Genomic DNA, 23,007 nt, shown 5'->3' on the forward strand with positions numbered 1-23,007 from the left:
ATAAATTTATAAATTAGAGCGAGGTTTTTTCTTCGCTTTTTTTATGGAAACAGCTATTTCAATTCTTTATTACACTAGATATATCGCAATTATATCTTTCATTATTTCAATTTTTCCTATTGCAAAAGCTATTGGTTTTAATCGTGTAAATGACATTACTCCTATTTTAGAAGAACATAATTTATACAAAAACGACTATTTTAGTATATTATCAATAATTCTCATCATTATAACATTTACAATTCCAAACATTATTATTGAAAAAAATTACGAAAAAACAATCTCCGAAAACAAAATCCTTTCTATTGAAATAGAAAATCAGTTTTTTAATGATCATAAAACCATTAATCTATTTTATCCAAAACAATTGAAAAAATCACAAATTTCCACAGAAAGACTAAAAACTAAAGAAGAATATTATGGAATACTTCATCTAGAAAACTACAAAACATTACCCGTAAAATTGATTGAAGTTGAAACATTTTCTAAAGATACAATTATTACTTACAAACTTATTTCAACTCAATTTCCACCTGTAGAAAAAGAAATTGGAGTAATACAAACCAATAATATAAAATATCATATTTGTTAAATTCTTATCTTAAAAAATTTTCCCAAGTGAAAAAAAATTATGAATAAGGTAGAAATCAAAAATTCTGTAAAAAACTATCTGAAATGAGTAATTTTCATTAATTTCGATAAACTGATATATTTCATTTTAAGAAAACTATTCTACGAATAGCAAAGTCTTAACTTTGCACCAGCAAAAAAATATAGAACTATGGAATGGCTTAAAACTTTACTATTCCCTACTGAAGACCCATCTGTAATCCAATCTTTGGTTACGATTATGCTAGCAATAGGCTCTGGCGTCTTCTTTGGGAGGTTAAAATTAGGAAAAATTACTTTTGGTGTATCTGCAGTAATGTTTACAGGATTGATTCTTGGACATTTTGGATACAGAATTAATCACGAAATTTTTGATTTTATTAGAGATTTTGGGTTAATATTATTTGTTTACGGAATTGGTCTGCAAGTAGGACCTTCTTTCTTTTCTTCCTTTAAGGATGAAGGTTTGAAATTTAACATTTTAGCAGTTTCTACAGTACTACTGGGAGGTTTAATCACCTTTATTCTGCACAAAGTTACTGCGCTAGACATAGAAAATCTAGTAGGTATAATGAGTGGGGCGGTTACCAATACCCCCGGTTTAGGAGCAGCTAAAAACACGATTGAAGAACTAAAAGTTCAATTTCCTGGTAAAACCTTTGCAGATCCTACTATTGGATATGCAATCAATTATCCACTAGGAGTATTCGGAATAATAGCAGTTATCATTTTTTCTAAAATCGTATTAAAAATTACGCCAGAAGATGAAATGAAAAAATTCAGAATGGCAAAAATCAATAGAGAAGAGCCACTTACTCATAAAAAAATGAGAGTTACCAATCCTGAATTTTTTGGAAAATCTCTGAATGAAGTGATTAAAGAAATAGGATACGAAATCATTATTTCTAGACTAAAACATAGTGGCGAAGTTTCTGTATTTTCTCCTACTTTAGATACACATCTACAAGACAGAGATGTACTGATGATTGTAGGAAAAGAAAAAGAACTGAATGAATTTATTTCTAAAATAGGTCGAGATTCTACCGATTCTTTCATTGAATCTGATTCTGATATTAGTAAGAAAAATATTTTTGTTACGAAACCGTCTGCTGTACACAAAAAATTGTCAGAACTAGACCTTTATAATACGTATGACTTAAAGGTAACAAGAGTTTTCAGAGCAGGAAGAGAGATCTTGCCAAGACCGTCTTTAGAACTATTTTATGGGGATATTTTGAGAGTTATTGGTACTGATGAAGCAATAAAAGAAGCTGAAAAAATCATCGGAAACCAAGAGAAAAAACTACTAGAACCAGACTTTTTATCTCTATTCGGCGGTCTTTTAATTGGTATAATCGTAGGTTCTATTCCGTTGATGATTCCAGGATTACCAATCCCTCTAAAACTTGGTTTTGCTGCAGGTCCACTTATTGTAGCACTCTTAATTTCTAGATACGGAGGTATTTCTTTCATCCATTCGTACATCAATAATGGTGCTATTCATTTTATGAAAGACTTTGGGATTTGTTTATTCTTTGCAGCAGTAGGTATTCATGCTGGCGAAGGATTTTATGAAAATTTTATTAAATATAACGGTTGGAACTGGCTACTATATGGCTCAGCAATAACATTTATCCCATTAATTACAATGGTTGTGGTAGGTAGAGTTTTTCTGAAAATTAATTTCTTACAACTTACCGGAATTATGAGTGGTAGCTATACAGATCCAGCTGCATTAGCATTTAGCACCAATTATCTAGACAATGACGTCCCAATCCAAAGTTATGCTCAAGTATATCCTTTGGTAACTATCGCAAGGATTTTCACAGCGAGTTTATTAATCCTTTTACTTACTTAGATAAATCTATATATTATTAAAAAACCGTCTCTCATTTTTTTGAGAGACGGTTTTGTTTTGTATTAAGTTCTAAAACTACGCTGCAGTTTCAGGAAATCTTGTCTGAGTATATTCTCTAGAAATTGCTGCTTTTTCAAATTTTAATTTTCCAGACATCGTTTCTATTATTATGCCATCCTCCATAATATCCGAAATTTTACCATGCATTCCAGAAGTAAGCACTACTCTTTGTCCTTTTTTCAAATTTTCATGGAATTTTTTGTCTTTGCTTTGCTTTCTCATTTGTGGCCAAAGGAATAAAACAAACATGACAACCATAATCAAAATCATTGGCAAAAATGAAGACATTGCATCACCTTGCGCTTGTAAAAATATTGTTGAAAACATCATATAATATATTTATTATTTAGGTTGAATATCTGCAGTAAAAGTTAACTCAATAGGATTTTTTGCGACATTAGCATAAACCTGAGCTGCTTTATGTACTACCCCATCAAAGTTAGACGAATCAAATTTAAGAGTAATTTTACCTTTTTGACCTGGCAAAATAGGATCTTTTGTAAAATCTGGGACTGTACAACCACAAGTAGGCTGAACATTAGAAATAATTAAAGGATTTTTACCCGTGTTGGTCACTTCATAGATATGTTCCACTACATCTCCTTTTTTAATTTTACCAAAATCAAAACTTGGCTCAGACAAAGCTAAACTAGTTTCCGGTTGCTTGTTTGCTTCTTTTATGATATCACTTTCTAAAACAACTGGCGCTTGCTGAGTTGTAGTTTCTGAAGCATCTAATTTTAATTGGTCTGCTGTTTCATTTTTTTTGCAAGACATCATCACTAAAGCTGTAAATAAACTTAAACCTACAATTTTCTTCATTGAATATAATTTAAAAATTTCCTTCAAATTTAGTTAAATAAAATCATTAATCTATATTTCAACAATAAGATTTAAAAAGAATTTTGATGATAAAGCTTCATCAAAATTGAAATATTTTAGGAATAAAATTAAGCTCTAGATACGTCTTTGGTATATTTGTCTAAAATTCCGTTCACGAAAATCTGACTTCTATCTGTAGCGAACACTTTCGAAATTTCAATATATTCATTGATAATTACTCTAGCAGGCGTAAGTGGGAAAAAGTCTAGCTCAGAAATTGATGCAATTAGAATAATCTTGTCCATCAAAGAGATACGTTCTAAATCCCAATTCTGGAGTCTTTCTTCTACTTTTTTCTCTGTAGAATCCCAGTGGCTGATGCTTTGTAAAAGCAATTTTTTAGCAAATTGTCTGTCTTCATCATCTTTAATCATTTTAATTAAAGTATGCATAGTATGCTCTGCTTTCATAAAACCAATGGTCTTTTGCACCATAGAATTTGCCACATGGAAATCATCTGCCCATGACATTTCCATTGATTCTAATCGATCATGGAAATCTTCGTTTTCAGCAATATATCTTAAGAAAAGTTTACCTACAAATTTTTGGTCATCCTCGAAAGACAAGGTTTCATCTGCCATATAATCTTGATAACGCTTACCTGCAACTATACGCTGAAACGTTTTCACCAATAGATCATCGTGAAGTTCCCAGTTGAGATTTTTATGTTTTGAGGTAAAAGAAAGTCTTTCTTCGTTTTGTTCTAATTGAATAAGAACTTGATTATTAACGAATTTAAGGTTAGGATTAAGGTCTTCCTCTGTCTTAATATATTTATTTTTTGCAATTTCGATTTGGTTCTCGGCCAAGTCTTTTAATGCAACTAAAAAATTAAGTTGATAAATGTAGAGATGATAGATTTTTTCAATCTCAGTAAACATATTTTTCTCTAACACATCAGTTTTAATGGGATTCTGATGGTAAGAATAAAGCGTTTGCACTACTTTTTCGCGGATTTGTCTTCTTCCTAACATTTTCAAAGAACTTTTAAAAGATTTTGCAAAGATAAGAAAATTAGTCGGATATAGAAACCAGACGACATAAGTTTTTTAGATGTACAATCTCAAAACATATTTTCTGTATTTTTGCAACTATGAATTCACTTAAAACACTTAATCCATATTTTTGGAAACACAGAGTTTTGCTTTTTTGGGGCATCTTATTTATCATTGCTTCTAACTTTTTTTCGATTTATCAGGTTCAGTTTGTTGGGAAAACCGTAGACCTGATAAAAGATGTTCTAGATGACCGCAATATAAAAAGGGAAGTACTTTTCAGAACGCTACTCATCAATGGTGGAATTATTGTAGGAACCTCAGTATTATCTGGCGTTTTTAGATTCATGATGAGACAAACCATCATTGTTGCTTCTAGAAGAATAGAATATGAACTCAAAAATAAAATTTATAAACATTACCAAGAATTATCTCTTTCTACTTACAAAAAAACGACGGTAGGAGATTTACTCAATCGTCTATCTGAAGATGTAGTAGCCATTAGAATGTATCTAGGGCCAGGAATAATGTATGTAATCAACCTCATTATTCTACTGGTTATAACATGCGCATACATGTTGATGACCAATGTAGAAATGACAATTTGGACACTCATTCCATTACCTATTTTATCTTTTATTATCTATAAAGTAAGCTCTATTATCAATAGAAAATCTAAAATAATGCAGAAAAGCCAAAGTGCAATTTCTACGTTTGTACAAGATAGTTTTTCTGGAATAAGAGTTGTAAAATTCTTCAACAAAGAAAAATATATAGAGAAAAATTATGGAACTAAAGTTAAAGACTATCAAGACAAAGCGCTAGATTTAGCCAAAACTGAAGCTTACTTTTTTACCATTATTCTCTTTGTAATTGGCCTACTAAATGTCGCTATTTTGTACATAGGCGGAAAAAATTATTTCGAAGGAAAGCTTACAGTAGGTACTATTGCAGACTTTTTTATGTATATCAACATCTTGATTTGGCCATTTTCTATGGTAGGCTGGGTTTCTTCGGTTAACCAAAGAGCTGCGGCATCTATGTCTAGAGTCAATGAATTTATGGACATTAAATCTGAAATCATCAACAAAAATTTTGATAATTATACCATAAAAGGTGATGTAGAATTCAGAAATGTATCTTACACCTATCCTAACACTGGTATCAAAGCATTAGAAAATTTATCTTTCAAATTAGAAGCGGGTAAATCTCTCGCCATTATGGGAAAAACAGGCAGCGGAAAATCTACCATTGCCATACTTCTTTGCCGTTTAATTGATCCTGACGAAGGAGAAATCCTAATTGATGGTAAAAATTTAAAAGACCATAATCTAGAACTTTACAGAAAACATATTGGCTACATTCCGCAAGAAAGTTACTTATTTTCTGACACTATTGAAAACAATATTGGTTTTGCAATAGACCATCCTACACACGCATTGGTAGAAGAATTTGCTAAGAAAGCAGATGTGCATAAAAACATCATAGAATTTAAAGAAAAATACCAAACTATGGTTGGCGAAAGAGGCGTAATGCTTTCTGGAGGCCAAAAACAGAGAATTTGTATTGCCCGTGCTCTAATCAAAAAGCCCGAAATCCTCATCTTTGACGACTCTCTTTCGGCACTAGATACAGAGACAGAAGAGAACATTTTACAGAACATTGAGAACGACATTAAGTCTTGTACTTCAATCATTATAACCCACAGAGAATCAAGTGCTAAAAGAGCAGATTACATATTGAATCTCACCGAAGTTGAAGTAGAAAACTAACCTTTACAAAAGCTGTTTTTCCCTTTAAAATTGGGCAATTTTCAAATTTTTTAAAAAAAATTTTGAGATTCAAAGAATTCTTTTATATTTGTTAAAACAAGATTTCTAAAATAAGTACCAATGAGTGATTACAAGGAGAGAAACGAAAATGAGATTTTCACAAAGGTGTTGAAAGCAGGAAGAAGAACTTATTTCTTTGATGTGCGCGAGACAAAAGCAGGAGATTACTACCTTACCATTACAGAAAGCAAAAAAAATTTCGGTGAGAATGGTGAAGCAACTTTCGAAAAGCACAAAATCTATTTATACAAAGAAGATTTCGTGAGTTTCAAAGAAATGTTTAACGAATCTACAGACTTCATAATCAAAGAAAAAGGTGAAGATGTGATTTCTGAAAAACACGACAAAGACTTTAAGTCTAGATCTTTTACCATAGAATCTGATGAAGAAGTATAAAAAATAAAAGCACTCTGTTTCGGAGTGCTTTTTCATTTTCATCTAATTACATTCATTTAAAGCAAGCCTGAAAGCATTCAGAATATACTTTACGTGCAATTTTCACGAACACGTCTTATTCTACTGAGACCGAAAAATTACCAGTAAGTTGGCCATCAGCCATCAAATTTTTACCAATTACAATCTTATACGTTCCTTTTTTAGAAGTTTTGTAATTCAAGTTATTAGAAAAAGGACCATCTGTAAGATTGTTTGGCATTATTATTTGATTGATTCTTATGTTCCTTGCCTTATCATTCGTAGAAATTCTAGCAGAGATACTAGATTTTTTCACATTTTTAATAACCAAAACAAACTGTTGGTTTTCATTTGTAAATTCCTCTCCTATGTTCAAAGGCAATTGCGAGGCATCTACGGTTCTTATGATTTTGTTACCTTCCACAGTACGAAAAGCACCTCTTCTTGGCTGAGAAATTTTCATTTCTATATTTCCGACATTTGCTACAGATTTTTTGGGATTGCTATTTACACAACCTATAAATCCTATGAAGGGGATTAAAATATATTTTAAGACCATAGTCCTTGATTTTATTTTAGTTAAAGCTAAATTTATTCCAAATGTAACAATAAAATTTTAGCCAAAAAAAATGAAAATTTTATAAATAATTTTTTGAATTTTAAAAACTCATCAAATTTCTATTAATTTGCTATTCGTTTTTATTTGTGAAAATTCTTTTTTTTGTTCATATTTTACTTTAGAAAGAAGACTTTCAAGAAGTGGAAGCATTTTATTAAGACCTTCTGTTTTAATAATAAAATTCCAAAGTGGTTCAAATTTTTTCCAACCACCAGAATAGAATAAATGTTTCAATTGATGTTTTACAGAATCGTGATTTAATGAGGCTTTCAAAATATTATTCCAACTATAAAATTCTTTGTAAGCCCAATCATAACCTGCTTTTAAATCTTCCGAAGAAATATTTTTGGTTTGGTAAACTACATTTCTAGTGTCATACAAATCCCAATTTTTCGTCAAAATTCTTCCTTGATTTTCAAAATCTTGAAACAATTTCGTTCCGGGATAAGGTGTGAGAACGTGAAAAGTAGAAGTGGTAATCGCATTTTTTACCGCCCAATCTACTGTTCTGTTAAAAACTTGTTGATCGTCTTCATCCAAACCAAAAACAAAACTTCCGTTAATCATAATTCCTAGAGAATGAAGCCTTTGAACTGCCAATTCGTAATCTTTTTTCAGATTTTGCTTTTTGTTACTTTGTTTTAAATTTTCTTCGGAAAACGTTTCAAAACCTACAAAAACACTTCTTAAACCTGCTTCTGCTGCTTTTTCAATCAAATTTCCTCTTAAAATGGCATCTACGGTAGAAGCTCCTTGAAAAACTCGATTCATCCCTCGCATTCCATCAAAAAGTTCGGTTGCAAATTTTTGATTTCCAAGCAAATGGTCGTCTAAAAAATAGAGATGTTTTCCGGGAAGTCTGTCAATTTCCGAAAGCGCATCATCAACTAATTGGGTATAAAAAGATTTCCCACCTTGGAAAAAAGCATCTTTATAACAAAAATCGCAATGATGCGGACAACCGCGAGTTACCACAATAGAATTAGGAACCATATATTTTTCTCTTTTGATTAAATCTCTACGAACTGGTGGCAATTTTTCTAAAGTTCTAACCGATGAAAAATATCTTTTCTTAGGCGTTTTGTTTCTAAAATCTTTCAAAAATTCTGGGAAAGTTTCTTCACCTGGTCCTAGAAAAATAGAATCTGCGTGAAGTGCGGCTTCTTCTGGAAGCGAAGTAACGTGCAAACCTCCCAAACAAACATAACAACCTTTTGCTCTATAAAAATCTGCAATTTCATAAGAACGATAAGCGTTGGTAATATACACTTGAATAATGACCAAATCTGGCTGGTCATCTAATTTCAGTTTTTCTACGTGTGGTCTATTAAATCAATTTCGTCCTCTTCGGAAAGATAACTTGCCAAAGTTGCCAAACCAAGCGGTGGAAAAAGTGAGTATTTTATTGGTCTCCAATACGGATTTTCGGCTTCCGTAAGTGATGGTAGAATCATTTTAACTTTCATAATTTGTGATTTGGGGATTGAATAATATTTAGATTTCAATGAAAAAGATATTCGATAAATAGCAAAATTGGTATAGAAAATGGAACTGCAATAGTTGCTATAAAACCGATCTTAAATAGATTATTCCTATAGCTTTCTGAATTATTTTCATTTAAACTTATATCTAAAATATAACCTAAATTGTAGAAAAGATTAGCTATAATTATAAAGAAGACATACCCTATTCCTTGAAAAAAAATGGTAAAAAGAGTAATTTCAAATTCTTCATCAATTGGATAAATGAAAACGTAACCTACAAAACAATAAAGTATGAAAGAAACTATTCCTGAAATAAATATTCCTGCATTGTATAAAGTTCTTTTTTTAATCCACCAATTTTTGACAAGGTGTTTTTTTTCTTTGTTCATTACTATTAAATTATTGATAATCCAATCCAAGCGTAAAGAATAGCAATTGGGATATTTATTAAAAGGATGTAGGCACTTTTAACATAATCTTCTTTTTTCTCAATGTTAAAAAATGCTGCTATTATTAAAACTACAAATACCATTAAATTAATGATTCCTCCATAAATTAAGAGGAAGTAACCTGCAATTGCAAACTGAATGTCTTTTGTGAAAACATATCCAAAAAGACAAATACTTCCGAGTATAAACGAAAGCCAAAAGAAGAGTTTTCCGATGTTTTTGATAGTGAAAATTTTCATAATGTTTTTAATTTTTTTCAACCCTTTTAGAGTTTAAAACTCTGAAAGGGTTTGTTGTTTAATTTTTAAATTTTTCTAAAAAGTTTAATTGAGAAATACATTAAATTCAATAGAATTCCCATAAGAATGGTTAATCCCCAAGTTCTAGGATTTTCTGATGGATAGATAATTCGGTAAGAAATATCTTTGAACAAACCAAAAGGATCGCTCAAAATATCCCAAGAATTCCAGCGCAAAAATCTACCGAGATAAACTCCGAAACTGCTGATAAACAGAAATAAAACAGATAAAATTCTAATGAAATTTTTGTTTAAAAATTCCGATAAAAGTTTTTCGATTTGCAAGAGACTTACAAAACCGAACATTAAGCCAGTCCAAGCGTAAGACAAAATCACGATTAAATCATACCAAATCGGAACGATATTTCTCGCTCTTAAATGAAATAAATCGGTGAGAATGTAAGGTGAATTTGGAAAAAATAGAATCCAAATTACGATTAAAGCGACTAATGCCGATTTACTTTTTACCTGAAATTTTGAAATAACTGTACTTACCAAAAACGGAATAATGGCAAGAAATAAATTCCAATTTAGGAATAAAAAAACTTTGGTGTCGCTAATGTAATACCTAAAAACGAACAACGTAAAACTAAAAGCTGTCATCAAAATCAATAGTATTTCTAATTGAAATCTAAAAGCAGGTTTGAAAGTCTTTACTAACATAAACAATTGTATTTTAAATAATTAACAACTAACTTCCCGCAAATGAACTCCCAAAAATTCCTACTGCCAATTCTGCCCAAATCAAAAATAACACAATGAAAATGAGCACGATGTATAACATTTTCGCCCCTACTCTTTTTACATTTCTTAGAATAAAATCAATAAAAAATGCACTAGAAAAGAGCAACATTCCTGCTATTAAAAAATCAAATCCTGTCCATTTGATTTCTTCTGTAAAATACATTCCTACCAAAGGAATTGCTAAAATGGAAGCTGCAATGGTATAAATTGTAATGCTTCTCTGTTTGTTTGTTATCATATTTTTAAAATTTAATATAAAGTACTTTGAATTACAAAGTTAATTTTCAAAAAATTAAAGGATTGCTCCTTTTGGGTTGTTGGTTGAAAGTTGTCAGCTTTTGGTTTTATATTTTTTTCAATTATTCACTTTCAATTCTCAACTAAATTACTTTCCTAATAGTTTTTCAAGCGCATTAATGTGTTCTGTAAAGGCTTGTCTGCCAGCATTAGTCACTCTGTAAGATGTTTTTGTTTTTTTGCCTACAAATTCTTTCTTAATTTCAATAAATCCAGATTTTTCTAATGCCGAACTATGACTTGCCAAATTACCATCAGTAACTTCTAGCAAATGTTTCATTTCGTTAAAATCTACCCAATCATTAACCATCAACACGGACATAATACCGAGTCTAACACGACTTTCAAATTCTTTGTTGAGTTGAGTGATCATTTTTTGTTAAAAATATTTAGTTATGTTAATCTTCAATTCTTTGATAATTTAAAGTATCACTATTATCATTAATGAAAATCAGAATTTTAGTAGGATAATTATCAATTTTTTTTAAAATCTCTTTGGAATAAAAATCTGGGTATTTAAAGTTTAATATTTCTTCACTATTATTTATAATTTCTTTCTCATTTTTTAATTTTTTAAAGTTCTTAGAATTTTTTATATCATAAATTATTTTATTTCTATCCTTTTTAGAGATGAGCAATTTCGTATCTTGATATCTTTCAGGCATTCCCGAAATTTTATTATCAATTATTATAAAATCATCTTTAAAACTGATATTCAAATTTTTTAAATCATTTTTCACCTCTTCTTTACTAAATGTAAGTTCTTCTATATCATTTGAAAAATAAAAACTTATTAAGATAAGAAAAAAAATAGATGAAATTATAATTCCGAACTTTTTCTCTTTTTAAATGAAATAAATAACCAAATCAAAAACAGTAAGATTAATATTATCCAAATTAAAATTGAAAAAAGAAAACAAATTCCCATTTAAAATTATCTTAAATATATTCCTTACAACTGCCGTATCACTTATACTTCTTATGCATCACAATTCCATATACAATATGCAAAACCCCAAAACCTATAGCCCAGAAAAACAATCCATATCCTAAAAAAAATACAGAAATAATTCCTAAAGAAATTTCGCAAAGTCCAAGATATTTTACATCAGAATACGTATAATTCCCAGCATTGAAAAGTGCCAAACCATAAAAAATTAAAGTTGTAGGAGCTAGCAATCCGTGTAAATGATGATACACTAATCCAGCACAGAAAAAACCTCCTATTGCTAAAGGAATAGCAAAATTAACCAACAACTTCTTAGTGGTACTATCCCAAATTGTAAGATTGTTTTTTTTACTTTTCCTGATGGTAAAGTAAGCTCCTGAAATAACAGCTAGAACCATAATCAAAAACGCCACTAAAATAAGATGAATCACAATATCTTTTTCATAGTATTTTACAGTTGCCTCGAAATAATCTACCCCATTTTTCTGAAAAAGGAAATAAACATAAACAGCACCCGCCAATGCAAACAAACCTGCAAAAACGCCAGAAATTCCGCTCAGAGAAATAAATCTAGAGCTTTTCTCCATCATTTTTCTGATGTGCAACAAGTCTTCTTGGTAATTTTTATTTTCCATAAATAAAGCACTTTGAAATACAAAGTTATAGATTTTATTCAAACAACCAAACATTTTTTAAAAAATTCTCAAAAAAAATATTTATTGAACTATAACTCACAAAAATCACCACAAAATCATTAAAAATTACCATCAAAAACATTATTTTCACTTACTTTGTATTGAAATTGATTAAAAATTCAATTTTTCTAATAAAATTTTAAAATGAAAATCGAAACACTTCTTGCCAATCTTGCCCTCAATTCAGATTTCAAAGATCCTTATGGAGCTTCGCACTTCCCTATTTATAACACGGCAACCTTTGACCTCAAAAAACAGGAAGGAAAAGACAGAATCTATGATTATTCCAGGTCTGATAATCCTACCAGAAATGCGCTAGAAAACATTTTTGCAAAAGCAGAAAATGGTTTTGGTTGTGTTTGTACTAATACCGGAATTGCAGCAATTTCGGTACTTTTTGAAACAGTTCTGAAAAATGGCGACACGGTTTTGGTAGAAAACGACAGTTATGGCGGAACGTACAGATTGCTAAAAGTGCTTTCCGAAAAAAACAATATCAAAACCATTTATACCGATTTTACCAATCTCAATTTGGTAGAACAAGAACTCAAAAACAACGAAATTGCATTAATCTTATGCGAATCGCCCACCAATCCAAGTCTTAAAATTATAGACTTAGAAGAAATTGGTAAACTCAGCGAAAAATACAACTCTCTTTTTGCGGTGGACAATAGTATGGCGACCTTTGTTTCTCAGAAACCTCTAGATTTGGGCGCAGATTTTTCGGTATTTTCTACCACCAAATTCATTTCTGGTCACGGCAGTGTAACCGCAGGAGCGGTGGTTTCTAAAACCAAAGAACTTCACCAAAAAGTGAGATTTTTTGCCAATGCCTACGGAAACGCCCAAAGTCCTATGGATGTTTATTTAACCTCCCTTGGTCTTCCCACTTTGGTTTACCGAATGAAGGCACAAGAAGAAAGCGCCCTGAAAATTGCCAAATTTTTGAAAACTATTCCGCAAATTAAATCGGTAAAATTCCCTGCTTTAGAAGATTTTGAACAATATGATTTGGCAAAAAAACAGATGAGCATCATTCCGGCAGTGCTTACCATTCAGCTTCAAGACGAAGAAACTGCCAACCAACTCATAAATAACACAAAACTTTTCGGGAAAAAAGTGTCTTTTGGGACTTCAGACTCTAGGTTAGAAATTCCTGCAAAAATGAGTCACGCTACCAATTCCAAAGATAGTTTAGCGTCTAAAGGAATAGACAATGCCACCGTCAGAATTTCTGTCGGTTTAGAAAATACAGAAGATTTAATCGAAGATTTATCACAAGCTTTACATAAAAATTAATAGATTTTTTATTTTTAGGACAGCAGAGATACGCTCGTAAACTTAGTCAAATGCGCTGCATTTTAGATATTTATGCCCGACGTTCCCGCACTGCATTTGAGTAGAACTCCACTCAGTTCGGGGCGCGTACCGTGCCACGTTCAAAAAAAAGGTCTAATGATTTAATAAATTAGAAAAAAATGAGCTACAAAATTCAACATATTCCACTAGGAAACTCACTTCCAATTAACAATCCGCATTCTGTTTCGGTAAGTTTACCTTCATTACAAAATGTAATTGATTATGAAGAAGGAAAATCAGAATTACTCAACCAATTAACCAGCGGTTATCCCAGATTTTTCAAAAATAAACTGGTTCAGAAATTAGAAGAATATGTAAAAAACCTTCATCAAATTGATGATGAAAAGGTTCTATTTCCTATTACTTCACCTCAAGCAAAAACCGTGATAGAATACATTTTCGACGAACAATTTGATTATATTACTCTAGAAAATGTTTATTTTTTAGTTTTACCAAAAAACCACGAAAAACTTATTCCTGTCAAGAAAATTATTCAAAATATCGGGGCTATCATCAGCTCTCGAAATGCCGAAAAAATTCTTTTTGACAAAGGTATTATTCATCAACTTTTTCAAGAAGAAAGATTAGAAATAGAAAATCCACAGTCAGAAATTATCCAAATTCTTTCCGATGCTTATTCAGCTAAAAAAGAAAATATCTTTTTGACCAATTCTGGCACCAATGCCGTATTTTCTGCAATAGAAACGTTGACTAAAATCAAGAAAAACGAAGGAAAAACGCTAAATGTGCAACTTGGTTGGTTATATTTAGATTCTATAGACATTATCAAAAAAAGAAGCGACGAGAATTTCCTTTTTGTGAACATTCACCAAAAAGAACAATTTGAAAATTGGTTAGCAGAAAACCATCAAAAAGTAGCTAATATCATTTCTGAAACCGTAAGCAATCCAATTCTACAATGTTTAGATTTGCCTTGGTTGTCTTCACTTTGTAAAAAATACGGAATCGGGCTGATTTTAGACCACACTATGGCGAGTCCGTTTTGTGCAGAAGCTTTGCCTTATTGCGATATTGCGGTAGAAAGTCTTACAAAATTTGCCTGTGGAAATGCGAATGTTTTAATGGGAGCTATTATGGTGAATGAAAATTCGCCTCATCAAGACCAGATAAAATCAGAAATTGAAAACTATACTCTGAAACCATATCAATTAGATTGTCAAAGATTGGCTTTTGAAATGCAGGAATATGAAGTGAGAATGCAGAAAATTTCTAAAAATGTTTCTCAACTTTATGATTATCTAAAAACGCAAGATTTTGTAGAAAAAATCTACTCTGTTTATGAAGAAAATTCTTGGCAAAATTTCCAAAAAATTAGAAAAAATGACAACCACATTGGCTTAATTACGATAATTTTCAAAAAGCCTTTGGAAGAATGTTATAATGCGCTCAATTTCTCGAAAGGTCCAAGTTTAGGCACCGAATTCACATTGGCAATGCCCTACACTTACCTTGCTCATTATGATTTATTACAAACCGAAGAAGGCAAAAAATTCTTAGAAGAAGCCGGATTAGATGCTAGAATTATCAGAATTTCCGTAGGCACAGAACCTATAGAAGATATTATTAATGAATTTGAAAAAATAAAACGATTGTAGATTTTAGACTTACGATTTGGGATTTGAGATTTGAGATTTAGCAAAAAACTACAGCAAATTATTATTAATTTAATTTTTCAATAAATATAAAAGTAAACGAGACTATTTACTCAAATTAAAAATTAATTCTTCTTCCCTAAATTCTGTTTTATTTTTTCAATATTGGCTTTGGTAGAATCTTCTAAAAGCAAGGAAGCGCTCATCAGAATCCTTTTTGGCATTAGCTCTTCGAAATGCTCTGTTCCTTTCCAAGAAACTTTTTTTATCAAAGCCAAAGCGTCTTCACTTTTAGCAGATAATTTATCTAAAAATTTGTGAATCTCAACATCCATCTCTGAAATATTGTCAAAAACTTGATGATAAATATGGTGTTCTTTTGCCCAATTCGCTGTTCTGAATTCAGTGTCTAAACTCATTGCAGTGAACTGAGACTTCCCAATTTTTCTTTCTACAAAAGGCCCAATCACAAAAGGCCCGATTCCTAAATTTAATTCAGGCAAAGCTAAACTAGCTTCTTTGGTGGCAAAACAATAATCTGCGGCACAAGCAATCCCTACTCCACCACCTGTAGTTTTACCTTGAACACGAACAACTACAATTTTTCCACAAGTTCGTATTGCATTGAGAACTTTAGCAAAACCTCCGAAGAAATTTTTTGAAGTTTCTAAATCTTTAATTTCCAAAAGCTCATCAAAACTTGCACCTGCACAAAATGCTTTCTCGCCTTCAGATTTTAGTAAAATGACTTTTACTTCTGGTTTTGCACCTTCAGTTAAAATAGTTTGAGCCAATTTCTCTAAAATTTCACTTGGTAAAGAATTGCTTTTCGGTGTTCCAAAAGTGATTTCCGAGATTTGATTTTTTATTTGTGAGATTACGAATGGTTGCATATTATTTTATCAATTTATTAATGTGTTCTATATGTTTATTCTTTTTCAACATGCTTTGCAATCTTAACTTTAGCAATAAATTTCTTCCTTCTAAAGTTCTTGTGAAAATTAAGCTAGAATTTCCTACATTTTGATTCCATTGGTTTTCATAAAAAATAGCACTCTTTTTATTCCTTCCGAAGATTTCTGGCACTGCAAAGTAAGATTTATTTTTGGGAAATTTATAAAAATCATTTTGCAAAATCAAATAACGAGGATTGTCAATTGGCGAAATTGCCTCTTGCAAAGTTTGTATAAAAATTGATTTTTCGTAATTAGTGCCTCCATCTAAATAGCAACTAGAATCGCCGCTACTACTTTGATTACCAATTAATTTAAGTTGCGAAGCAGGCGTTTTAATTATTTTTTCATTCATCAAACTCATCATCACCGTTCTACCAATCTTTAGCAAATTTTTAGATATATTTTTATATTTCAAATACTGTTTCAACGTTCGATAAGTGAAACCTCCATAAGTAATAAACAGTGCAGAACCGAAAAGTAAAAAATAGATTTCTAAACCTTCAATTGATTGAAATTTACCTAAACCTTTTAAAATTCCGCCTAAAAAATCTGAACTAAAAATCAAAATAGTAGAAATTAAAATCCCAGAAAGATTTCCTAATGTTTTTTGAAGATATTTCAATTTTACTTCTTGATAATTCTTCTCATCAAATGGCACTTGTATTTCTTCAATTAAAACATTGCCTTTTTCTAAAGCTTTTTCCCAACTTTTTGCAAGATTACTCCTATTTGAAGCTAGATTGGCAGATTGTGCATTTGCAGATTCTAAATCTTCTTTGGTTCTTATATCTGTAATATTAAGCCTTTCAAATCTATTTTGAATACTTGGCAATTCTTGATTATTTGAAAGCCCTACAAAAGTTTTGAAGCGCTTTTTCAAAATTTCTACATCATACCCTCCACTTTCATTTTGTGTATCTACACAAGCTAAATGCCAAATATTACTCGTTTTATCAAGATTATTTTTGCTAATCCTAATCGCTCGACCTCTCATTTGATTTGAAAGTACAAATGAACTTATGAAACTCGAGAGAATAAGAGAATTAATTTCTGGAGCATCCCAACCTTCACCAAGTAAAGATTTTGTACCAATAAGAACCTGAATTTCTCCTTTTTGAAAAATTTCTGTAATCAAATGAACGAGATTATTTTTAGCCGCTTCATTGGGATAAATAATACAATATTCTTTGTCGTAAGAAAGCTCTTGAAAATTAAGATTTTCAATTTTAAAATCTATTAATTGCTTTTTTAAATTTTCTAATGCAGAGTTTGGAATAATAACAATACTTCCTGATAAAACACCAATTTTCAAATTTTGAGAATTGTCTCTTCTTAATTTTTCAAAAATAGAAACAACGCCAATTTTATCTAAAGTGAAATTATTTTCCGCTTCTTGAGACAAATATTCTTTTCTTATATAATCTGTCAAAATCACCAAGCGCAAATCTTTTTTAAGATTTTTAAACTCTAAATCTACGATTTCTTTAATCGCTTGAAGTTTACTGATGCTTGTAGAAAGGGTTTTATTAATGTTTTCATTAACTGAAAAATTAACATATTTTTTATCCAGAAACCCATTTCTCTTTAATTTGCTTTCTAGTTCAATTCTATATTCTTCAAAATTTTTGAAATAATCAGAATAAATAAAAAAATCTAAAAGTTCTTCTAACCAAAAAAAGTTAAGCTCTGGAATATAAAAATCTTGATCTCCAATAATTTCAAAATGTTTTTTATCTATTTTGATTTTATGATGATTCAAAAAAACCAAACCAGAAGAATAAGACGAAATGTTTTCATAAATCCAATCCAAATGATTTTCTGGATTAATGTAAATGTCGTGATTTTGTAAAGCAATCAATATCAATTGATCATTAGAAATTTGATTGAAAAATTTCAAACTCTTCGTTTGTATATTTTCTATTTCCTTTTTTTCAACCTCTGATGGAAATGTAAAAAAAACCAAATCTTGATGCGGACAAAGATCCTTTTCTTTCATTAATTCTGGAACAGAGATTTCTGTATCTACCGCTCCGTTGAGATCAATATAACGTTTCCATTCATTGGGAGAAACATCAAAAGGTGGAGTTGCCGTAAGTGCTACAATTTTAGGATTTATTTCATATTTTAACTCGAAAAGAGATTTCCACCAAGCGTTTTTCAAATGATGAGCTTCATCTAAAATAAAAACTTTTATTCCTGCTTTTTTTAGTAATTTAATGAGTGTTTCGGTAGATTTTAAACTGTTTTTAGATTTATTTTTAACTAAAATATTACTTTCTTCCTCGCTTTCTTCTTCTATTTCTATGGTATCATTACAAAAAGCGTGAATTCCTTGATAGGTAGAAATCGTAATTAATTGCGGTTTATTGATATCCGTAGAAATCCAATCAGGAAAATTATTATCTAAAAACAATTCGCAAAACCTTTGTTTCCATTGATTTTTTATGGCAATAGTAGGTGCAATAATTAATGTAGGTAGATTAATTCTTAACATTACCTCTAAACCCAAAACCGTTTTCCCAGAACCAGGAGGTGCTACAATATGCAAATGATTGTCTTCTAAATGAAAATCAAGCTCATTTAAAACTTTTTCTTGATAATTTCTCCAAGGATATTTAAAATGAATGTTTTCTGGAAATGATTTCATATTGAATTTTAGGAAACACAAATTAGTAATTTATAAAATAAACTGTTTCCGAAATTTGGTTTTCTATATGTGAGATTACGAATGGTTGCATTTCTTGGATGAATATTTTTTTAAAATTTTAAATAACTACAAATCAACAACTTTCTTATCCAATTTATAAACTGTTCCTCGGAAACTGGCTACCACGACTTTGTGTTGATTGGTAATGGTAATATCATAAACTGCTGTTTTTCTGGTATCTGCCATCAAAATACTTTCGGCAATTAAGGTATCTCCCATTTTAACGGCTTTGGTAAAATTAATCATACAATTGAGCGCTACGGCTGCATTACCCGTATTGTTAGACGAAAAAGCCAAGGCAGATTCTGCAAAAGAAAAGGTTACACCTCCGTGAACGGTTTTTAATCCATTAATCATTTCTTGGCGGATTGGCATTTCTATTAAGCAATAATTTTCTCTAATTTCAATGAGTTTTACACCCATCCATTGTGAAAAATAATCTTGTTTGAGGATGTAATTTGCCGTTTCAGTTGGTGTCATTTTTCTTTTTTTCTAATTTCAATAGCGTTTCTAGACTTCTTTTAAATTTTTCTTTATCCCTTTCCTTTTTTTCTTCTCTCAAAATTTTATTTTTTTGAAACATATAATATGTAAAAAATGCAGAAAAAAATATTAAAATTAAAACATAAACCAACATAGATTAATTCGCTTTTTTATTCTTAAAATAAGTATTATACACCGCAAAAATGACCACAAATATTAAAAATATATACCATTTTTGATTAAAAAATTCCATAAAAGTCATTTCAGAATCATTGATAAATTTATTCATAAAAAAACTGATAGGAACAATGATAATAAAAGAAATAACCGCATTGATAACGGTAGCAATAAGTTTTGTATTCATTAATGAATTTTTAGTTTTATAATTTTTGGTCAGTTAAATCATCTTTTACATAAATCCCGACTTTAGAATTTAAAAATTCTCCCGCTACAAATTCTACTTTTCGGGTTCCGTCAGTAATTTCATAATGCTTAAAATAATAAATCTGACCCTCATAAGGACCGATAACTTCTACCTTTTTTTCAAGACAATGCCAATGAAAATTCCAAATATTCATTTGATTAATTTTGAATTCTTCGTTTTCGTCTAGTGCTTTTGCAAATTTCCAATGAGTCATAACTTTTAAATTATAAATTATTGAGTTACTAAATTACATTTTTTTTTAATAGCAGAATATTTTATGTTAAAGATTGGTTTTTAAACATTTAAAATCGGAATTTTTGTCTTCTAAACCTCTTATAACAAAGCATTTATAGGAAATTTTGTCGGATTTATTTTTAAAAATTTTTGATTTTAAGAAAATATGACTGAAAACAAAATTTTGAATAGTTTTTGAGAATTACCAAGTAGAATTTAAATGATTAAAAGTCTGAAGCGGGAAGGTGAAAACTTAAAAACCTTCATCTTCCAACTTCTCACTAACAACAAAAAAACAAATTAATATGAATCTAAATCAATATACCACAAAATCACAAGAAGCCATCCAAAAAGCGCAACAAATCGCAATGGAATTTGGCAATCAAAGCATTGAACCTCAACATTTATTAGAAGGAATTCTTCAAGTAGATGAAAATATTTCTGCTTTTTTGATGAAAAAATCTGAAGCAGACCTCAACTTAATTAGAGAAAGAAACCGCGAATCTTTAGAAAAATTATCAAAAGTTTCGGGCGGAGAAATTTATCTTTCTCAATCTGCTAATAAAGTTTTATTAGAAGCTCCGAATATTGCTAAAAAAATGGGCGATGAGTATGTAACCCTCGAACATCTTTGGCTCGCATTATTAGAAATAACCTCTGAAGTTTCTAAAATTTTGAAAGATTTTGGCGTAAGTAAAAAATCATTAGAAATGGCGATTCAAGAATTGAGAAAAGGTAGCAAAGCAACTTCATCAAGTTCAGAAGAAACATATCAATCATTAAATAAATACGCTAAAAACTTCAACGAACTCGCCGCAGAAGGAAAATTAGATCCTGTAATTGGTAGAGACGAAGAAATACGAAGAGTTCTGCAAATTTTATCGAGAAGAACTAAAAACAACCCAATTTTAATTGGCGAACCAGGAGTTGGAAAAACCGCCATTGCAGAAGGTATCGCACATAGAATTATCAGTGGTGATGTTCCTGAAAATCTGATGGATAAAACCTTGTATTCTTTGGATATGGGTGCTTTAATTGCTGGCGCAAAATACAAAGGCGAATTTGAAGAAAGACTAAAATCTGTAGTGAATGAAGTCATCAAAAGTGACGGACAAATCATACTTTTCATTGATGAAATTCACACTTTAGTAGGAGCTGGTGGTGGAGAAGGTGCAATGGACGCCGCCAATATTTTGAAACCTGCTTTAGCAAGAGGAGAACTGAGAGCAATTGGCGCTACTACTTTGAATGAATATCAAAAATATTTTGAAAAAGATAAAGCGCTAGAAAGACGTTTCCAAAAAGTAATGGTAGAAGAACCAGAAACAGAATCTGCGATTTCGATTTTAAGAGGAATTAAAGACAAATACGAAGCTCACCACAAAGTTCGCATTAAAGATGAAGCGATTATTGCAGCGGTAGAAATGTCTCAAAGATATATTTCGGATAGATTTTTACCAGATAAAGCCATCGATTTAATTGATGAAGCTTCTGCAAAACTAAGAATGGAAATCAATTCTAAACCAGAAGAATTAGATGTTCTTGATAGAAAATTGATGCAATTAGAAATAGAATTAGCAGCCATTTCAAGAGAGAAAAACGAAGTAAAAATCAATCATTTAAAAGAAGATATTGCAAAACTTCAGGAACAAAGAAACGAAATCCACGCAAAATGGCTCGGTGAAAAACAGAAATCTGAAGATTTAACTGCTATTAAAAAAGAGATAGAATCTTTGAAATTGGAAGCAGAAAGAGCGTCTAGAGTTGGTGATTATGCAAAAGTAGCAGAAATTCAATACGGAAAATTGCGTGAAAAAGAGGAAGATTTGAAAAAATTAGAACTCGAGATGCAAAATCATCAGAATGAATTAATAAAAGAAGAAGTAACTTCTGAAAACATCTCTGAAATTATCGCAAAATGGACGGGAATTCCGGTAACGAAATTACTTCAATCTGAAAGAGAAAAACTGCTTCATTTAGAACATGAACTTCACAAAAGAGTGGTAGGACAAGAAGAAGCAATCTCCGCAGTTTCCGATGCTATTCGCAGAAATAGAGCAGGTTTGAGTGATGAGAAAAAACCAATCGGAAGTTTTCTTTTCCTAGGAACAACTGGAGTTGGTAAAACCGAACTAGCAAAAGCTTTGGCAGAATTTCTCTTTGATGATGAAAACAATATGACCAGAATTGATATGAGCGAATATCAGGAAAGACATTCGGTTTCGAGATTGGTTGGTGCGCCTCCTGGATATGTTGGTTACGATGAAGGCGGACAATTAACTGAAGCGGTGAGAAGAAGACCGTATTCTGTGGTGCTTTTAGACGAGATTGAAAAAGCGCATCCCGATGTTTTCAACACGCTTTTGCAAGTTTTAGATGATGGAAGATTAACCGACAATAAAGGACGAGTGGTGAATTTTAAAAATTCGATTATTATTATGACTTCTAACCTTGGTTCACATTTGATACAAGATAATTTTGAAAATTTAGATGAAAATAATGTAGATGAATTGGTAGAAAAAACCAAAATTGAAGTTTTTGATTTGTTGAAACAAACGCTTCGTCCAGAATTTTTGAATAGAATAGACGAAACGGTACTATTCCAACCGTTGAGCAAATCTCAAATTGGTAAAATTGTAAATTTCCAATTGAGAAGCTTCAATCAAATGCTGGAAAAAAGAAACATCATCTTAACTGCAACCGAAGATGCCTTAAAATATTTAACAAATAAAGGTTACGACCCAACTTTCGGAGCAAGACCACTAAAAAGAGTTCTTCAACAAGAAGTTTTGAATAAATTATCGAAAGAAATTCTCGCAGGAAACATCAATGATGGAGACAGAGTAACCTTAGATTATTTTGATGAAAGCGGCTTGGTTTTTAGGCCTACAGAAATTTAATTCATATTTCATACATTTTTCTTGAAATCCACTAAAAAACATTTAGTGGATTTTTATTGTTTAAAAAATACTCAAAAAAACATTAATTTAATTGATAATAATCTAACATATAAAAGAGACATTAAATTATATTCAATAAAAAAAAA

Annotated in this window: 25 protein-coding genes; 7 read left to right on the forward strand and 18 right to left on the reverse strand. The window is 30.7% G+C overall.

All coding sequences use genetic code 11. The annotated features are described in order from the left end of the window. The first annotated feature begins 43 nt into the window (after nt 1–43). Both IEW40_RS11350 and IEW40_RS11355 read left to right on the forward strand, forming a co-directional pair. Nucleotides 44–592, forward strand: coding sequence for a hypothetical protein (locus IEW40_RS11350; RefSeq protein WP_188618220.1), 549 nt, complete (start codon nt 44–46; stop codon nt 590–592). A 189-nt stretch (nt 593–781) separates the two neighbouring features. Beyond that, nucleotides 782–2,467, forward strand: a complete 1,686-nt coding sequence (locus tag IEW40_RS11355; protein WP_188618221.1) for a putative transporter — start codon at nt 782–784, stop codon at nt 2,465–2,467. A gap of 75 nt (nt 2,468–2,542) precedes the next feature. Here IEW40_RS11355 and yajC read toward each other — a convergent pair whose 3' ends face one another. The 3 genes from yajC to IEW40_RS11370 all read right to left on the reverse strand — a co-directional run bounded on the left by yajC (nt 2,543) and on the right by IEW40_RS11370 (nt 4,383). Continuing rightward, nucleotides 2,543–2,857, reverse strand: a complete 315-nt coding sequence (yajC, locus tag IEW40_RS11360) for a preprotein translocase subunit YajC (protein ID WP_373283799.1) — start codon at nt 2,855–2,857, stop codon at nt 2,543–2,545. Between the two features lie 12 nt (nt 2,858–2,869). Beyond that, entirely contained in the window at nt 2,870–3,349 is a 480-nt protein-coding gene (locus tag IEW40_RS11365; protein WP_188618222.1) for a DUF1573 domain-containing protein, read from the reverse strand. Between the two features lie 128 nt (nt 3,350–3,477). Beyond that, a complete protein-coding gene (locus tag IEW40_RS11370; protein ID WP_188618223.1) occupies nt 3,478–4,383 on the reverse strand; it encodes a transcription antitermination protein NusB in 906 nt (301 codons plus the stop codon). A 119-nt stretch (nt 4,384–4,502) separates the two neighbouring features. Here IEW40_RS11370 and IEW40_RS11375 point away from each other — a divergent pair, with 119 nt between their 5' ends. Together IEW40_RS11375 and IEW40_RS11380 are read left to right on the forward strand one after the other, a co-directional pair. Further along, nucleotides 4,503–6,176 carry an ABC transporter ATP-binding protein gene (locus IEW40_RS11375; protein ID WP_188618224.1) on the forward strand — a complete coding sequence of 558 codons (1,674 nt, stop codon included), beginning with the start codon at nt 4,503–4,505 and terminating at the stop codon, nt 6,174–6,176. A 120-nt stretch (nt 6,177–6,296) separates the two neighbouring features. Next, nucleotides 6,297–6,632, forward strand: coding sequence for a DUF3276 family protein (locus tag IEW40_RS11380; protein WP_188618225.1), 336 nt, complete (start codon nt 6,297–6,299; stop codon nt 6,630–6,632). 115 nt (nt 6,633–6,747) lie between these two features. On the opposite strand, the gene IEW40_RS11385 is transcribed toward IEW40_RS11380, so the two are convergent. From IEW40_RS11385 to IEW40_RS11425, 10 genes are all read right to left on the reverse strand, one after another. Beyond that, nucleotides 6,748–7,209 (reverse strand): hypothetical protein, encoded by a 462-nt coding sequence (locus tag IEW40_RS11385; protein WP_188618226.1) that lies wholly within the window; start codon nt 7,207–7,209, stop codon nt 6,748–6,750. Nucleotides 7,210–7,320: 111 nt separating this feature from the next. After that, on the reverse strand, nt 7,321–8,538 hold the full coding sequence (locus IEW40_RS11390) for a B12-binding domain-containing radical SAM protein (RefSeq protein WP_229663436.1): 1,218 nt from the start codon (nt 8,536–8,538) through the stop codon (nt 7,321–7,323). Nucleotides 8,539–8,582: 44 nt separating this feature from the next. Next, the gene (locus tag IEW40_RS14205) at nt 8,583–8,735 is read right to left on the reverse strand and encodes a hypothetical protein (protein WP_229663437.1); all 153 of its coding nucleotides are present in this window, start codon (nt 8,733–8,735) and stop codon (nt 8,583–8,585) included. A gap of 35 nt (nt 8,736–8,770) precedes the next feature. Next, nucleotides 8,771–9,142 (reverse strand): hypothetical protein, encoded by a 372-nt coding sequence (locus IEW40_RS11395; RefSeq protein ID WP_188618227.1) that lies wholly within the window; start codon nt 9,140–9,142, stop codon nt 8,771–8,773. Between the two features lie 5 nt (nt 9,143–9,147). Continuing rightward, nucleotides 9,148–9,441, reverse strand: coding sequence for a hypothetical protein (locus IEW40_RS11400; RefSeq protein WP_188618228.1), 294 nt, complete (start codon nt 9,439–9,441; stop codon nt 9,148–9,150). 65 nt (nt 9,442–9,506) lie between these two features. Then, a complete protein-coding gene (locus IEW40_RS11405) occupies nt 9,507–10,163 on the reverse strand; it encodes a DUF1361 domain-containing protein (RefSeq protein WP_188618229.1) in 657 nt (218 codons plus the stop codon). 28 nt (nt 10,164–10,191) lie between these two features. After that, on the reverse strand, nt 10,192–10,482 hold the full coding sequence (locus IEW40_RS11410; protein WP_188618230.1) for a hypothetical protein: 291 nt from the start codon (nt 10,480–10,482) through the stop codon (nt 10,192–10,194). Between the two features lie 147 nt (nt 10,483–10,629). Further along, nucleotides 10,630–10,914 (reverse strand): winged helix-turn-helix domain-containing protein, encoded by a 285-nt coding sequence (locus tag IEW40_RS11415; RefSeq protein WP_188618231.1) that lies wholly within the window; start codon nt 10,912–10,914, stop codon nt 10,630–10,632. A 25-nt stretch (nt 10,915–10,939) separates the two neighbouring features. Further along, nucleotides 10,940–11,281 (reverse strand): hypothetical protein, encoded by a 342-nt coding sequence (locus IEW40_RS11420; protein WP_188618232.1) that lies wholly within the window; start codon nt 11,279–11,281, stop codon nt 10,940–10,942. Between the two features lie 226 nt (nt 11,282–11,507). After that, entirely contained in the window at nt 11,508–12,125 is a 618-nt protein-coding gene (locus tag IEW40_RS11425) for a hypothetical protein (protein WP_229663438.1), read from the reverse strand. A gap of 204 nt (nt 12,126–12,329) precedes the next feature. On the opposite strand from IEW40_RS11425, the gene IEW40_RS11430 reads away from it, so the two are divergent. Both IEW40_RS11430 and IEW40_RS11435 read left to right on the forward strand, forming a co-directional pair. Next, nucleotides 12,330–13,484 carry a trans-sulfuration enzyme family protein gene (locus IEW40_RS11430; RefSeq protein WP_188618234.1) on the forward strand — a complete coding sequence of 385 codons (1,155 nt, stop codon included), beginning with the start codon at nt 12,330–12,332 and terminating at the stop codon, nt 13,482–13,484. Between the two features lie 179 nt (nt 13,485–13,663). Next, nucleotides 13,664–15,160, forward strand: coding sequence for a PLP-dependent transferase (locus IEW40_RS11435; protein ID WP_188618235.1), 1,497 nt, complete (start codon nt 13,664–13,666; stop codon nt 15,158–15,160). Nucleotides 15,161–15,282: 122 nt separating this feature from the next. Here IEW40_RS11435 and IEW40_RS11440 read toward each other — a convergent pair whose 3' ends face one another. From IEW40_RS11440 to IEW40_RS11460, 5 genes are all read right to left on the reverse strand, one after another. Further along, complete coding sequence (locus IEW40_RS11440) at nt 15,283–16,050, reverse strand: enoyl-CoA hydratase/isomerase family protein (protein WP_188618236.1); 768 nt, start codon at nt 16,048–16,050, stop codon at nt 15,283–15,285. A gap of 1 nt (nt 16,051) precedes the next feature. Then, nucleotides 16,052–18,760, reverse strand: coding sequence for a DEAD/DEAH box helicase family protein (locus IEW40_RS11445; protein ID WP_188618237.1), 2,709 nt, complete (start codon nt 18,758–18,760; stop codon nt 16,052–16,054). A 126-nt stretch (nt 18,761–18,886) separates the two neighbouring features. After that, nucleotides 18,887–19,300, reverse strand: coding sequence for a PaaI family thioesterase (locus IEW40_RS11450; RefSeq protein WP_188618238.1), 414 nt, complete (start codon nt 19,298–19,300; stop codon nt 18,887–18,889). Nucleotides 19,301–19,460: 160 nt separating this feature from the next. Next, complete coding sequence (locus IEW40_RS11455; RefSeq protein ID WP_188618239.1) at nt 19,461–19,667, reverse strand: hypothetical protein; 207 nt, start codon at nt 19,665–19,667, stop codon at nt 19,461–19,463. 16 nt (nt 19,668–19,683) lie between these two features. Further along, nucleotides 19,684–19,941, reverse strand: a complete 258-nt coding sequence (locus IEW40_RS11460; RefSeq protein ID WP_188618240.1) for a hypothetical protein — start codon at nt 19,939–19,941, stop codon at nt 19,684–19,686. Between the two features lie 325 nt (nt 19,942–20,266). Between IEW40_RS11460 and clpB the strand changes: the two genes are divergently transcribed. Next, a complete protein-coding gene (gene clpB / locus IEW40_RS11465; protein WP_188618241.1) occupies nt 20,267–22,861 on the forward strand; it encodes an ATP-dependent chaperone ClpB in 2,595 nt (864 codons plus the stop codon). The last annotated feature ends 146 nt before the right edge of the window (nt 22,862–23,007 follow it).

It is taken from the genome of Cloacibacterium rupense (assembly GCF_014645495.1).
In the GTDB taxonomy this organism is placed as follows: Bacteria; Bacteroidota; Bacteroidia; order Flavobacteriales; family Weeksellaceae; genus Cloacibacterium; species Cloacibacterium rupense.

Excerpts from the sequence above, each read along its gene's own strand:
- IEW40_RS11350 (WP_188618220.1), top strand. The coding sequence starts at position 44 with ATGGAAACAGCTATTTCAATTCTTTATTACACTAGATATATCGCAATT.
- IEW40_RS11355 (WP_188618221.1), top strand. The coding sequence starts at position 782 with ATGGAATGGCTTAAAACTTTACTATTCCCTACTGAAGACCCATCTGTA.
- yajC (WP_373283799.1), bottom strand. The coding sequence starts at position 2,857 with ATGATGTTTTCAACAATATTTTTACAAGCGCAAGGTGATGCAATGTCT.
- IEW40_RS11365 (WP_188618222.1), bottom strand. The coding sequence starts at position 3,349 with ATGAAGAAAATTGTAGGTTTAAGTTTATTTACAGCTTTAGTGATGATG.
- IEW40_RS11370 (WP_188618223.1), bottom strand. The coding sequence starts at position 4,383 with ATGTTAGGAAGAAGACAAATCCGCGAAAAAGTAGTGCAAACGCTTTAT.
- IEW40_RS11375 (WP_188618224.1), top strand. The coding sequence starts at position 4,503 with ATGAATTCACTTAAAACACTTAATCCATATTTTTGGAAACACAGAGTT.
- IEW40_RS11380 (WP_188618225.1), top strand. The coding sequence starts at position 6,297 with ATGAGTGATTACAAGGAGAGAAACGAAAATGAGATTTTCACAAAGGTG.
- IEW40_RS11385 (WP_188618226.1), bottom strand. The coding sequence starts at position 7,209 with ATGGTCTTAAAATATATTTTAATCCCCTTCATAGGATTTATAGGTTGT.
- IEW40_RS14205 (WP_229663437.1), bottom strand. The coding sequence starts at position 8,735 with ATGAAAGTTAAAATGATTCTACCATCACTTACGGAAGCCGAAAATCCG.
- IEW40_RS11395 (WP_188618227.1), bottom strand. The coding sequence starts at position 9,142 with ATGAACAAAGAAAAAAAACACCTTGTCAAAAATTGGTGGATTAAAAAA.
- IEW40_RS11400 (WP_188618228.1), bottom strand. The coding sequence starts at position 9,441 with ATGAAAATTTTCACTATCAAAAACATCGGAAAACTCTTCTTTTGGCTT.
- IEW40_RS11405 (WP_188618229.1), bottom strand. The coding sequence starts at position 10,163 with ATGTTAGTAAAGACTTTCAAACCTGCTTTTAGATTTCAATTAGAAATA.
- IEW40_RS11410 (WP_188618230.1), bottom strand. The coding sequence starts at position 10,482 with ATGATAACAAACAAACAGAGAAGCATTACAATTTATACCATTGCAGCT.
- IEW40_RS11415 (WP_188618231.1), bottom strand. The coding sequence starts at position 10,914 with ATGATCACTCAACTCAACAAAGAATTTGAAAGTCGTGTTAGACTCGGT.
- IEW40_RS11425 (WP_229663438.1), bottom strand. The coding sequence starts at position 12,125 with ATGGAAAATAAAAATTACCAAGAAGACTTGTTGCACATCAGAAAAATG.
- IEW40_RS11430 (WP_188618234.1), top strand. The coding sequence starts at position 12,330 with ATGAAAATCGAAACACTTCTTGCCAATCTTGCCCTCAATTCAGATTTC.
- IEW40_RS11435 (WP_188618235.1), top strand. The coding sequence starts at position 13,664 with ATGAGCTACAAAATTCAACATATTCCACTAGGAAACTCACTTCCAATT.
- IEW40_RS11440 (WP_188618236.1), bottom strand. The coding sequence starts at position 16,050 with ATGCAACCATTCGTAATCTCACAAATAAAAAATCAAATCTCGGAAATC.
- IEW40_RS11445 (WP_188618237.1), bottom strand. The coding sequence starts at position 18,760 with ATGAAATCATTTCCAGAAAACATTCATTTTAAATATCCTTGGAGAAAT.
- IEW40_RS11450 (WP_188618238.1), bottom strand. The coding sequence starts at position 19,300 with ATGACACCAACTGAAACGGCAAATTACATCCTCAAACAAGATTATTTT.
- IEW40_RS11455 (WP_188618239.1), bottom strand. The coding sequence starts at position 19,667 with ATGAATACAAAACTTATTGCTACCGTTATCAATGCGGTTATTTCTTTT.
- IEW40_RS11460 (WP_188618240.1), bottom strand. The coding sequence starts at position 19,941 with ATGACTCATTGGAAATTTGCAAAAGCACTAGACGAAAACGAAGAATTC.
- clpB (WP_188618241.1), top strand. The coding sequence starts at position 20,267 with ATGAATCTAAATCAATATACCACAAAATCACAAGAAGCCATCCAAAAA.